14 protein-coding genes are annotated in these 12,954 nt (G+C 28.2%); 9 read left to right on the top strand and 5 right to left on the bottom strand.

All coding sequences use genetic code 11. The features are described 5' to 3' along the window. Positions 1–361 precede the first annotated feature (361 nt). From DW911_RS10525 to DW911_RS10545, 5 genes are read right to left on the bottom strand one after another with little or no spacing between them, the layout of a single operon-like run. Positions 362–1,471, bottom strand: coding sequence for an SIS domain-containing protein (locus tag DW911_RS10525; protein ID WP_118607792.1), 1,110 nt, complete (start codon positions 1,469–1,471; stop codon positions 362–364). A 12-nt stretch (positions 1,472–1,483) separates the two neighbouring features. Next, positions 1,484–2,536 carry an SIS domain-containing protein gene (locus DW911_RS10530; RefSeq protein ID WP_118607793.1) on the bottom strand — a complete coding sequence of 351 codons (1,053 nt, stop codon included), beginning with the start codon at positions 2,534–2,536 and terminating at the stop codon, positions 1,484–1,486. Continuing rightward, positions 2,526–3,194 carry a ribulose-phosphate 3-epimerase gene (locus DW911_RS10535; RefSeq protein WP_118607794.1) on the bottom strand — a complete coding sequence of 223 codons (669 nt, stop codon included), beginning with the start codon at positions 3,192–3,194 and terminating at the stop codon, positions 2,526–2,528. The genes DW911_RS10530 and DW911_RS10535 overlap by 11 nt, the downstream gene beginning before the upstream one ends. Next, positions 3,191–3,838 carry an HAD family hydrolase gene (locus DW911_RS10540; protein WP_118607795.1) on the bottom strand — a complete coding sequence of 216 codons (648 nt, stop codon included), beginning with the start codon at positions 3,836–3,838 and terminating at the stop codon, positions 3,191–3,193. Before DW911_RS10540 ends, DW911_RS10535 begins: the two co-directional genes overlap by 4 nt. After that, a complete protein-coding gene (locus DW911_RS10545) occupies positions 3,838–4,947 on the bottom strand; it encodes an SIS domain-containing protein (protein WP_118607796.1) in 1,110 nt (369 codons plus the stop codon). The genes DW911_RS10540 and DW911_RS10545 overlap by 1 nt, the downstream gene beginning before the upstream one ends. Before the next feature lie 335 nt (positions 4,948–5,282). On the opposite strand from DW911_RS10545, the gene agaB reads away from it, so the two are divergent. The 9 genes from agaB (at position 5,283) to DW911_RS10590 (ending at position 12,810) form a co-directional block, all read left to right on the top strand. Further along, positions 5,283–5,756, top strand: a complete 474-nt coding sequence (agaB, locus tag DW911_RS10550; RefSeq protein ID WP_118607797.1) for a PTS galactosamine transporter subunit IIB — start codon at positions 5,283–5,285, stop codon at positions 5,754–5,756. Positions 5,757–5,782: 26 nt separating this feature from the next. Next, positions 5,783–6,577: a PTS mannose/fructose/sorbose/N-acetylgalactosamine transporter subunit IIC gene (locus tag DW911_RS10555; protein WP_118607798.1), complete on the top strand. Its 795-nt coding sequence runs from the start codon at positions 5,783–5,785 to the stop codon at positions 6,575–6,577. Beyond that, positions 6,567–7,388, top strand: a complete 822-nt coding sequence (locus DW911_RS10560; protein WP_118607799.1) for a PTS system mannose/fructose/sorbose family transporter subunit IID — start codon at positions 6,567–6,569, stop codon at positions 7,386–7,388. Before DW911_RS10555 ends, DW911_RS10560 begins: the two co-directional genes overlap by 11 nt. Before the next feature lie 87 nt (positions 7,389–7,475). Next, positions 7,476–8,474: an SIS domain-containing protein gene (locus DW911_RS10565; RefSeq protein ID WP_118607800.1), complete on the top strand. Its 999-nt coding sequence runs from the start codon at positions 7,476–7,478 to the stop codon at positions 8,472–8,474. Further along, entirely contained in the window at positions 8,474–9,973 is a 1,500-nt protein-coding gene (locus DW911_RS10570) for a PfkB family carbohydrate kinase (protein ID WP_118607801.1), read from the top strand. The genes DW911_RS10565 and DW911_RS10570 overlap by 1 nt, the downstream gene beginning before the upstream one ends. 3 nt (positions 9,974–9,976) lie before the next feature. Further along, on the top strand, positions 9,977–10,408 hold the full coding sequence (agaF, locus tag DW911_RS10575; protein ID WP_118607802.1) for a PTS galactosamine/N-acetylgalactosamine transporter subunit IIA: 432 nt from the start codon (positions 9,977–9,979) through the stop codon (positions 10,406–10,408). Further along, the gene (locus tag DW911_RS10580; protein WP_118607803.1) at positions 10,405–11,247 is read left to right on the top strand and encodes a DMT family transporter; all 843 of its coding nucleotides are present in this window, start codon (positions 10,405–10,407) and stop codon (positions 11,245–11,247) included. Before agaF ends, DW911_RS10580 begins: the two co-directional genes overlap by 4 nt. A gap of 82 nt (positions 11,248–11,329) precedes the next feature. Beyond that, positions 11,330–12,001, top strand: coding sequence for a deoxyribose-phosphate aldolase (gene deoC / locus DW911_RS10585; protein WP_118607804.1), 672 nt, complete (start codon positions 11,330–11,332; stop codon positions 11,999–12,001). Positions 12,002–12,042: 41 nt separating this feature from the next. Continuing rightward, a complete protein-coding gene (locus DW911_RS10590; RefSeq protein ID WP_158575445.1) occupies positions 12,043–12,810 on the top strand; it encodes a GntR family transcriptional regulator in 768 nt (255 codons plus the stop codon). Positions 12,811–12,954 lie beyond the last annotated feature (144 nt).

Genomic DNA, 12,954 nt, shown 5'->3' on the forward strand with positions numbered 1-12,954 from the left:
AACCACAAGATTTTGAAAAGCAGTTTCAAATATCATGGCTTGAAATAAAACCGTAAATATGATGACTTCTAAAATAGAAGTCTTTTTTTGTTTTATAGAACTGAACTTTTTTAATTTGACATAAAGCTATTTGCTTTTTTGATAACATTCTATAAATTATTATATCTTCTGTATGTTTTATAACATTATCAATAAGAAAATGAAAAATCAAAATAAGAGTCATAAAACTAATAATCATTCCTGTAAATCCCCAATATCTAAATATAGGGAAAAATAAGATATAAAGCAAAATAGCTAGAAAAATAAATAATATAGTTAATATATAATTTATTCTTTTTTGTATTAATAAATACATGATGTATTAATCATCCTCATCACTACTATGTGTTTTTCTAAATTCAGATGTTCTAAAGTCAATAACTTTATTCATTTCATAGTAGAGTGGATGAGATTTTTTTGAATTTAAATCTGTTGATATAATTTCAGCAATAAGTTCAAAGAACGCTAAGTTATATAAACAAGTAAATGGTTCATCACAAGAATCTTGAATATATAGTACTTGAGAGTGATTTATATCTTTATTTGGCGTTATCATAAAAGTATTTTTGACAACTTTTAATAACCCATTAAAGACTTGTTTTGCATGGTCTGCTGTTTGATCTCCACTATCAATAACAAAAGCTGTATATTGAGGAGATAATTGTAATGCAGGTCCATGTAAGAATTCATCTTGTTCATAACCAACAGCAAGCACTTTAACTGTTTCTCCAATTTTTAAAGCCCCTTCTAAAGCAGTCCCATAATTAGAACCAGCACCTAATACATATACACGATCCATTTGCATTAAAGCTTGATAGTTCTCCGTTATAAACTTTTCACTATCTTGACATACAATTTTATGGTTATTCATAGCTTTAATAATTTGATTTTTAGTATATTCAATACTATCTTCTAATTGAAGTGCTTGAGCAGCATATACAGCAAATAACATAAGATAGTTAATTAAAGTAACAACTCCTAATGTAACATATCCCATTGTTTCTATACCACAACCCCAATCTAACATAGTATCAGCATAAGCTTTACAATCACTTTCAACATTACCAGTTAATACATATTTTTCATGGTTTATTTGATCTAATTTTTGTAATGCTGAAATACAATTTGTACTTGCTCCAGTTTGACTAACAATTACTACAAATTCATCATCAGTAACATAACGATAATCATATTCAGAAAAAGTAAAGGGATTGATGACTTTGACATCATTTCTTAACTTTTCACAAAGAAATCCTCTTGCACATTGGATAGCAGTATAACTAGATCCAGAAGCAACAAATGTTATTTTTTTATAATTCTTTTTTATATATAAATCAACAATAGGTTTAACAAGCATTTCAGCATTTTTAACATTTTCTAAAACTTTTGCAGGTGTTGCATATATATAATCTTTCATAGTTACTAAATTCATAATATCATCCTCCTATATTGTAACTGTATGTTTTGATACTCCAATTGGACTATCAGGATTATAACCTCTTGCAATAGATAATAAACAAGCAAACATTTGTGAAATAATAGCACAAACAAAGACAGCAGAAAGTCCATCATATTGATGAGGAATTTTAATAGAAAGGTCTCCTAATTCACTTATATTATCTTTATTTGAAATAATTAATGAGAAGATGTTTTTCTCTTCTTTTAATCTTTGATGAAGTTGAATAATGCTTTTATCTGTTTGTTTATCAGCAATAAAAAATATTGTTGGTACAAAAGATAAAGAGGTTGCAATAGGACCATGTTGATAATCACTTGCAGAATAACAACGAGCATCTAAATAACTTGTTTCTTGAATTTTTAATTCACTTTCTTGAACTAAACCATATAATAAACCTCTACCAAATATTAATAAATGTTCACTATTTCTAAAAAAAGGAATAACATTTTGAACTTGATTTTCTAATTGAAAAGAATCTTTTATAATATCAGGGAGTTGTTCTAGTAAGTTAAAAAGTTCCTGATTTTCAGATATTTGATAAGCTAAAGCAATCAAAATAGTTAATTGAGTTATATAAGATTTAGCAGCAGTAATACTGGTTTCAATACCACAATGGTTATTTAATTGATAATGTCCAATTGTCGACATTAAACATTCTGGTTCATTTGTAATAGAAACACATATACCACCATCATCTACACATTTTTTCATCACCTGATATACATCTTGAGCACCACCAGATTGACTAATACCTACAACAAGAGCATTTTGATAATTAACATGACCTTGATAACAAGTCGTTATAGAAGGAGCAGCTATATTAACAAACATATCAGTATAAATTTCAAAAACATATTTTGCGACTTGTGCAGCATGTTCACTACTGCCTCTAGCTGCGAAAATAATATTTTTAATGTTTCTTTGCTTTATGTTGAAAGCAATTTCTTTTAAAATAGGTAAATTGTATTTTAAACATTCACGAACACATTCATCTTGTTGATGAATTTCTTTCCATAATTTAGATTCATTAAGATTCATATTTTTCCTCCTTTCTTAATTCTTTACAAATCTCTTGATAACTTTTGTCTTTTCCAAATAATGCACTTGTTCCTAATATGAATCCACTGACTCCTATTGCTGAAAGCTCTTTGATTTTCTCTGGTGAACAAGCTCCATCAATCATAACTTTATAACCACCATAATTTTTAGCTTCATCAACAAATTTCTTAAATTTAGGTGTTACAAAATCAAGATACTTTTGTCCAGCAAAACCTGGATTCACACTCATCAACATTACATAATCACAAAGATGTAATAATTCCTTTACTGATTCAAATGAAGTTCCTGGATTAATAGCAATTCCTGCTTTAGATCCTGCATCAATAATTTTTTGTAATGTACGACAAGCGTGTACATCAGTTTCAGGATGTATGTAGATAATCTTTGCTCCAATATTCGCAAATTTTTCTACATAGTCTCCAGGATTAACAACCATAAGATGAACATCACATGGTTTGGTAGCAGTTTTACAAATATATTCTACATCTTGAAGCCCCATACCATAGTTAGGAACAAAAACACCATCCATTACATCAAGATGAAAGATATCAAAACCAGCCTCATCTAAATCTTTAACTTCCTTTCCCAAATTTTCAAAATTCGCACACATCATACTTGGACATAATATTTTCTTCATTTCATTTCCTCCAATATTTTTATAATTTCTATTAAATTATTAATATGATAATCAGCCATTTCCTGATTATATCCAAAACGTTTATCAATTTTTGCTATACAAGTAAGTCCTGCTTTTTTTGCTGCAGTAATACCATACTCACTATCTTCAATAGCCATGCATTCATGAGGTTTAAGTTTTAATTTTTCTACACAAGTGACATATATTTCAGGATGTGGTTTCGATTCTTTAAACATATCACCACTCATAATAATTTCAAAGTATTCTCTAATTTGACATACATTAAGAACATTTAGAATTTCATCTTGTTTTGAACTAGAAGCAATAGCAATACGATAACCATGATCTTTAAGCCATTGAAGCAAATCTTTAACATATGGAAATATAATTTCCATATAGGGAATATTATGTTTCGAATAATATTGAGAATGATAAAGATCAAAATCTTTTCTAGAAATAATTCCTTGAATTAATGGATTTATAATTTCATTAAAGTGAGTCGAAGAACCACCAGCTAATGCTAATAAATCGTTAGAAGTTGCTTGAATTCCAAAATGTCTAAGAATGTGTAAAAGAACTTTTTGATAATAAGGCTCACTATCAATGATGACACCATCCATATCGAAAATAATAGCTTTTATCATTAATCTGGCATAACCTTTTTGATAGTTTCAGTTTTGGAATCAACATATTTTTCGAAATTAGCAAGCATAGGATGTTTATTCCATTTATTTAAGTCGGTTGTAACTTGATATGCAATGATTTGAAAAAATGGTAATAAGTATAAAGGAGATAATAGTGGTTCTTTTATCTCAAATGGTAAACGTAATGCATGTTGATCATCAACAATAGGATTGTTTGTTATAGCGAATACATAATCAGAAACACTATGGGCTGCTTGATAAATTTGTATTAATCTATCACTACCCAAAGAAAAATCATCTATAAAGAAAAGTGTATAATAAGGTGTTAATTGTAAATGAGGGCCATGAATAAATTCTTCTGCCTCATAAGCAAAACTTGGTATTTGAATTGTTTCACCTATTTTTAAAGCAGCTTCAGTTGCTATACCATAACCTTGTATAAAACCACAACAATAACACACATTCATTGATGTGAGGGCTGCTTTATTTTTATGATAAAATTCCCAAGTATGATTTTGAATTGTTTGATGTCGTGAAGGTATATCAGTTAATTCTTCGAATACTTCATTATACTTTTCTTTTGAAATATATCCTTTCTTTATAGCAGCTTGTAAAGCAAATAAAATAAGAAATAATGCTAAAGTTGTTACACCTTTGGTTACATAACCCACTGTTTCAATACCTACACCATAATCAATAATCATGTCAGCAAATTCTTTAAAATCAGATTCAATATTTCCTGTTAATCCAATAGCAGGAAACCCTAATTCTTTTAATTTCTTTAATGCTTCAATAGAGTTTGTAGAACAGCCACTTTGCGAAACAACAAAAGCAAAATCATTGTCTTTTAAATTACTTTCCGAATAAATAAATGTATTCGGAGATATAATTTTAACATCACAATTTAAATACTTTGTTAAAAATGGCTTAGCACATTGTGAACCATTAGCACTCGATCCAGACGCAATAATCCAAATTGTTTGGTAATCTTTTTGTAAATAAAAATTGATGATTTGTTCTGTCAAAACATGTAAATTTTCTATGTTGTAATGAATTTGTTTAGGGGTATCTTCAATAAACGACAACATAGAAGGACTTTTTTTGTTCATATCTTTCCTCCTTATTTTTTTGTACATATGTTATATGACAATTTATTATATATTTCAATAATTTGTCATAACAAATTGACAAATATATCATATCAGATATTCAAAGAAAAGAAAAGAGGTAAAAACCAAAAATATATTCTTAATGAATATACTAAAAAAATAGGTGATTTTTTATCGAAAATAACAAATAATACAATTTTAATGATAACATATGAAGTAAATAGGAATTCTTATAACAAAATTTGTAATAACATATTGACAAATTATGTAACAAAGATATAAAATAAGATATGTAAAGTGTGCACTTACAGATACAGAAAAAAGGAGAAAAATTTATGGCAGAACCAAATATTGTTCTTGCGAGAATTGATAATCGACTTGTACATGGACAAGTTGGTAATGCATGGGCTGGAGCAAGTGAAGCAAATTTGATTGTTGTTGCTGATGATGAATGTTCACATGATGAAGTTCAAAAATCTGTAATGAAAATGACAGCTGATTCTGTTGGAATTGGAATTCGTTTTTTTTCATTACAAAAAACAATAGATATTATTCATAAAGCGAGTCCAAAACAACATATTTTTATTGTTTGCAAAACACCAGATGATATGTTGAAGTTGATTCAAGGTGGAGTACCAATTAAGAAGGTTAATGTTGGTAATATGCATGTGAAACCTGGAAAGAGGGTATTACATGAAGCCCATGTGTATGTTGATGATAAAGATATGCAAGATTTTGAAGCTATGAAATCAAATGGTGTAGACGTATATATTCAAATTGCACCAGGAGATAAGAAATATACAATTTAATAAAAATATATAAGGGAGGTTTATTTATGGAGATTACATTGATCCAAGGTATATTACTTTTTTTAGTAGGATTTATTTGTGCTCTTGATGCAGGATTAGAAAACTTTTATTGGTTTAGACCTTTGGTTGTAGCGTTTTTTGCAGGTATAGTTGTGGGAGATGTTCAATTAGGTATTGCATGTGGTGCAGTTGCTGAATTGTCTTATTTGGGATTATTGACAGTTGGTGGAACAGTTCCACCAGATCCATTAATGGCAGGGATGATGACATTTGTTATTGCATATACAACTGGGCAAGATGCGAAAACAGCACTTGGCTTATCATTACCTTTTGCTTTATTAGCACAATGGGTTGGAATTTTCTTCAATACACTTTATGTAGGTATTGCACATAAATGTGATACTTATGCAGTCAATGGAGATACAAATAGATTTAGAAAGTTAGTTGTTTCAGGATGGTTATTGAAAGCGTTAGTTACTGGATTTTTAGTATTCTTATGTTCTTATGCATTACAAACACCTATTCAATCATTTGTAAACACATTCCCAACTTGGTTAGTTCATGGGTTTGAAATAGCTGGAGGAATTTTACCAGCTGTTGGATTGGGATTATTATTAATGGTTTCTTTAAATAAAGAAAATGCACCATATTTATTCTTAGGATTTATTATGGCAACATTCTTAGATTTACCAAATGTATTACCAATTGCAGTTGTTGGTGTTTGTCTTGCTTATATTAATTATATGCATGAAAAGAAAGTTGAAGAATCAGCAGCTAAAATAACTGTTAATGATTTCGGAGGTGAAGAAGATGGAATCTAGAAAATTATTAAAAAATGGAAAACCTAGAGGTAAATTAACTAAAAAAGATATTACAAAAATGTCAGTCCTTTCTTTTTTAGAACAAGCGTCATTTAGTTTTGAACGTATGCAAGCACCAGGATTTACATTATCTATGTTGCCAGCAGCTGAAAAAATCTTTGGAGATTCAAAGGAAGATATGGCTGAATTTATGACATATAATATGGAATTTATTAATACAGAACCTCATATGGCAACATTTTTAATGGGACTTATTCTTTCTATGGAGGAACATGGAGAAGATAGAAAGTTAATTGAAGGTATACGTAATGGTTTGTTTGGACCTTTTGCAGGATTAGGAGATGCAATCTTCTGGTTTACAGTATTACCAATTTCTGCGGCTATTTGCTGTTCATTAGCACAAGATGGATCAATTCTAGGACCACTTTTATATATTGGAATTTGGATTGTTGCAGCTATATCACGTATTTGGTTTGGGTCTTTTGGATATAAATTAGGAGTTAAAGCTGTTTCTACTATTTCTGAAGGAACAAAATATATAACAAAAGCAGCAGGTATTTTAGGTGTTATGGTTGTTGGTGGCTTAATTCCTTCATATATTTCTTTAGCATTTAGTGAAAGTTTAAAATTTGGAATGGGTGAAGGAACAACTGTTCAAAGTGTCTTTGATGGTATTTTACCAAATATGTTACCATTAGCCATTGTTTTCTTAATTTACTGGTTGTTTAAGAAAAAGAATGCTAATGTTCTTGTTATTATATTAGGAATTATTTTATTTGGAATTCTTATGTCATTCCTTGGATGGATGTAATTTCTAAATAACTTTTATAAGATAATAATAGCTCCATTTCATCGATGGGGCTATTTTTATAAAAACAATAGAAAGGAATTAATAAAAATGATTAATTTTGATGAAAATAAAATGATAGATAATGGTTTGTTTATTTATGAAGCTAGAAATCAATTAGAAGCAATAGCAAACAATATATGTCAACAAGGATTGAGTAATATATTCTTTTCATCAGTAGGAGGTTCACAAGCAATGATGGAACCTTTTGCAGATATGATTAATGAAATGAGTCCTATTCCAGTTTATTGTGTTTTATCAAGTACTCTCGTTATGACAGGACATAATCAATTAAACCAAAATTCATTAGTCTTTATGTCTAGTAAATCAGGAGATACACCAGAAACAGTAGCAGGTGCTCAATATTTAAAAGAAAAAGGCTGCACTATTGTTTCAATTGTTGGAAAGAAAGATTCACCATTAGAAAAATTAAGCGATTATAGCTTTGTTTATGAAGAAGGCAGACCTCAAGAGTTAGTTTTATATTTATTAATTGGTAAAATTTTAAACAATCAAGGATTTTTTGATCAATACAATCAATTTGCAGATGAATTAAAAGAGTTACCAGCAGTGCTTGTATCAGTTCGTAAAACTGTTGATGATAAAGCAATTGAATATTGTAAAAATTATCATAATGAGCCCTATCAAATATGGATAGCTTCAGGTAATTTATGGCCTGTTTGTTATTCATATGCTATGTGTGTATTAGAAGAAAGTCAATGGATAAGAACAAAATCAGTATCAAGTTCCGAGTTTTTTCATGGAACATTGGAACTAATTGAAAAAGATGTTTGTACAACATTATTAATTACAGAAGGAAAAACAAGATCTTTAGATTTAAGAGTAAAAAAATTTCTTGAAAAATATACTAATAAATTAACTGTTTTTGATTGTAAAGATTTTGTATATCCACATATTTCTGATGAATTTAGACCACTACTATCACCTGTTGTTATGAATGCAATATTACAAAGAATTTCAAAAAATATGGAAGTTATTACTAATCATTCATTAGATATACGTAGATATTATAGGAAAGTAGATTACTAATGAAAATATTAGGATTAGGTGATAATGTCTTTGATGTCTATCAGAATTTAAATATTTCTTATCCAGGAGGAAATGCTGTTAACGTAGCTGTTAATGCTACTCAATTAGGAATTGAAAGTGCTTATTTAGGATATATTGCAGATGATTGTTATGGTTATTATTTAAAATCAATTTTAAAGAGTTTGAATATTGATATAACTCATTGTCATTATTTAAACAATACATCAACAAAACAATGCATTCAAGATGTTATAGATGGTGAAAGACAATTTATAAAGGTTGATTTAGGACAATGTTGGACAGGACCTATTCACTTATTACCAAAAGATTTGGAATATATTCATACTTTTGATGTTGTTTTTACAAATTGTAATGCTAAATTAGAAGATCAACTTTATTTGCTAAAAGATATTTCAGGTATTGTGTCATATGATTTTGGAGAAAAGGAAAAATATAGACAAGAGACTTATTTTCAAAAGGTCATTCCATATATTGATTTAGTACAATTTTCTATGAATCATTTATCAATTCAAGACATTAAAGAAAAAATCAATAGTTATTCAATACATAAACCTATATTAATAACAAGAGGCAATGAGATACCATTATTCTTTACAGGAAATGAATGGATTGAAGGTGTAAAACATCAAATAAAAGCAAAAGATACAATGGGTGCAGGTGATGCTTATATAACTGCATTTGTATATTCTCTTGTTAATCAAGGATGGAAAAAGAAACAAACGATAAAAAAGGAATGGATTGAAAAGGCAATGAATAATGCTTCTTTATATGCTTCAAATATTTGTATGCAAAATGGGGCTTTTGGAAAAGCATATCCAAACAAAGAGTTAAAAGCTGTTATTTTTGATATGGATGGAGTCATAGTAGATAGTGAAGCACATTGGCAATATATATTTGAAAGTATGGTTCAAAAATATGGAAAAACGCTATCTGATGCAGATAAAAGAGAATTTTATGGATGTTCTTTAGAAAAGGAAGTAGAGATTTTATCACGATATATTTATTTATCAAAAGAGGAGATTATGGATTTAAGGCAAAAATATTGTGAAAAGTATCCTATGGAATATCGAAAATATATGTTAGAGGGAGTTAAAGAGCTTATTACTTATCTCAAATCAAAGCATATAAAAATAGCCATTGCTTCTTCTAATATTTTAAATGAAATAAAAAATATGGTTAATGAATGTGGGTTGAATGCAATGTTTGATTGCATAATTAGTGGAGATATGTTTGAAAGATCAAAACCAGATCCAGCAATTTATAATTATGCAGTTTCATTATTAGAAATACCAAGAGAAAATATTTATGTTATTGAAGATTCAGAATATGGAATTGAGGCTGCTTGTTTAGCAGGATTAGATGTTTTAGCAATTAAAAATCAATATTATCAATTTGATTTAAGTGCAGCACAATTAGAATTTTCTTCACATAAAGATATTTTAGAGTATATAAAAAAAGCAATTATAAAGGAGGATTAATTGATGATTGGACTTATAGTTACAGGACATGGACAATTTGCTTCAGGAATGACTGAAGCTTTAAAAGTGATTCAAGGAAATGAATTGATAAATTATCACTATATTGATTTTAAAATGGATGACTCTGTTGAAAGATTAGAAGAAAAGATAAAACAAGCATTAGATGAATTAAAAGATTGTGAAGGAATATTAATTTTATGTGATTTGATAGGGGGATCACCTTTTAAATCATCAGTCATTTTAGGAACTTCAAAAGAAAATGTAGAAATTATTGCAGGAACAAATTTACCAATGTTAGTTGAAGCATATTTACTTTGCCAAGTACATAATGATGTTAAACAATTAACAAAACAAGTGATAGAAACAGGAAAGTCAATGATTTGTCAATATACTTATACAACTTATAATGAAGAGGAATTAGAAGAAGGTATATGATTTTAAAAGGTTATAGTTATTTGTTTTTAACTGCAATCAGTTGGAGTGTAGCAGGAATATTAATTCGTTTTAATAGTCAATCTGGATTAATGATTGCTGTTGTTTCTTCCATTGTAGCTGTTATCTTTAATAGACTTTTTAATTATAAAAAAATTGTGTTTAATAAATTGATCATATGTATTGCTATTTGTCAATTTATTTCAGGAATAACATTTAACTATGCAAACCAATTAACAACAGTAGGAAATGCTATTGTTTTACAATATACTTCTATGGCTTTTGTACTTATTTATCAATGTATAGATTATAGAAGCTTACCACAAAAGAAACAAATATTAATTATTTTAATGGTTATATTTGGAATGGTTCTTTTCTTTTTTGATGCTTTATCAATAAAAGGTATGATAGGAAATATTTTAGCTATTATTTCAGGTGCTTTTTTTGGTTTGCAATTTTATTTAAATACTAAAGAAAATGCAAATACTTATACTTCTAATATGTTAAGTTATTGTATTTCTATTTCATTTATTTTTTATGTATTTAAAGATTTTCCTAGTGTTCAACCTTTAGAGTGGGTCTCAATGATTTTAAGTGGAATATTTGTTTCAGCATTAGGTGGTGTTTTCTTTGCTAAAGGTATACAGGTTGTAAATGCCTTTACAGCTAATGTCATTTGTATGTCAGAAGTTTTATTAGCACCATTATGGGCTTTCTTGATATTTCATGAAACTGTTGGAAAGATATCTTTAATAGGTGGAGTTATTATTATTTTTGGAATAATATTAAATATGTATTTAGAACGACAAGAGACTGTTCAGAACGATTATAAAAGAGTATAATATGTCATATAATGTCAATAAATAGTAAAACTTTTTTTGAAAATAGCTAAAAAGTATGATATAATGAAAGAAGGTAAAAAAAATGACAGAAAAAGAATTAGCAAAAATGTTTGATCATACATTTTTGAAGGCATATGCCACAGATAACGACTTCATCAGATTGTGCCAAGAGGCAAAAGATATGGGTGTTGCAATGGTTGCTATTAATAGTGAACCTGTTCGCTTATGTAAAGAGTTATTAAAGGGAACAGATATTCATGTTGGTGCTGCTATTTCTTTCCCATTAGGACAAACATCATTGGATGTAAAACTATATGAAACAAAGAAAGCAATAGATGATGGTGCTGATGAAATAGATTATGTTGTTAATATTGGAAAAGTGAAACAAGGAGATTTTGCTTATATTCAAAAAGAAATGGAAAGTATAGTTTCTCTTTGTAAAGAAAAAGATGTTATTTCAAAAGTTATTTTTGAGAATTGTTATTTAGAAAAAGAAGAAATAAAGAGATTAGCAGAAATAGCCAAAGTTGTTAAACCAGATTTTATTAAAACAAGTACAGGATTTGGAACAGGTGGAGCTTTAATAGAAGATGTTTTATTGATGAAAAGTATTGTTGGGGACAGTGTGAAAGTAAAAGCTGCTGGAGGTATAAGAGATTGGGAAACTTGCCAAAAATTTATAGAAGCAGGAGCACAAAGAATTGGTACAAGTTGTTCAATGGATATTTTAAAGGGATTTAAAGCAGAACAATAGAATGTTTGTTTTTTATATTTATGAGGATAAAAGGTGAGATGATGAAAAAAAAATTATTAGATCAACGAGATGTTTATTTAAATAGAAATTCAGCATTACCACTATATTATCAACTCAAAGAACATATTAAAGATGCTATTCTTAAAGGTGAATATAAACCTAACGATAGATTACCAACTGAGGAAGAATTATGTAAACAATTTTCTATTTCTAGACCAGTGGTACGTCAAGCATATGATGAATTAATAAAAGAAAGACTTATTGAAAGAAGAAAAGGTAGTGGAACATTTGTTAAAAAGGTAACAAATAAGAATTCTTTATTTAAAGAATTTATTAGTTTTTCTTTTGAAAGAAATATACCAGATATAGAAGAAAATTCTAAAATTGTTAAAATAGAAAAGATTGTAGATGCTAAAATGAATTTAAGATTTCAATTACCAGAAAATAGTGAACTATTACATATTATAAGAGTAACACATGAGTTAGAATATCCTATCTCAATGATAGAAACTTATATACCCTGTCAATATTTCTTAAATATTGAAAATTATATTTTATTATCAATGAATAAGACAATTATAGAAGTTATTGAAAATATGTATGGAATTCAATTGGTAAAAGCTTTTAGAAAATTAAATTCTATGCCAATTTCTAAAGAAAGAGCAGATTTCCTTCATGGTGAAATGGATGATCTTGTTTTTGAAATTGAAACGAAGTATCAAGATATATTTGGAAGAATTGCTATATTGGAATATGCTACTTACTTAACAAGTAAAATGGTATTATCTATTGAAATCAATAGAAGGTAATTATTTGTAATGAAAAGTATTATGCGATTATTGAGAATTGGGCTTTATGAAATAACATGATATTTTTGAAATAGAGCTAATGAGAAACCATGAGGCAAATCTCAAATGAGACACCTCATGGTTTTATATTGTCTAAAAATCTAC

The sequence above is a fragment of the Erysipelatoclostridium sp. AM42-17 genome (assembly GCF_003480255.1).
In the GTDB taxonomy this organism is placed as follows: domain Bacteria; phylum Bacillota_I; class Bacilli_A; order Erysipelotrichales; family Coprobacillaceae; genus Faecalibacillus.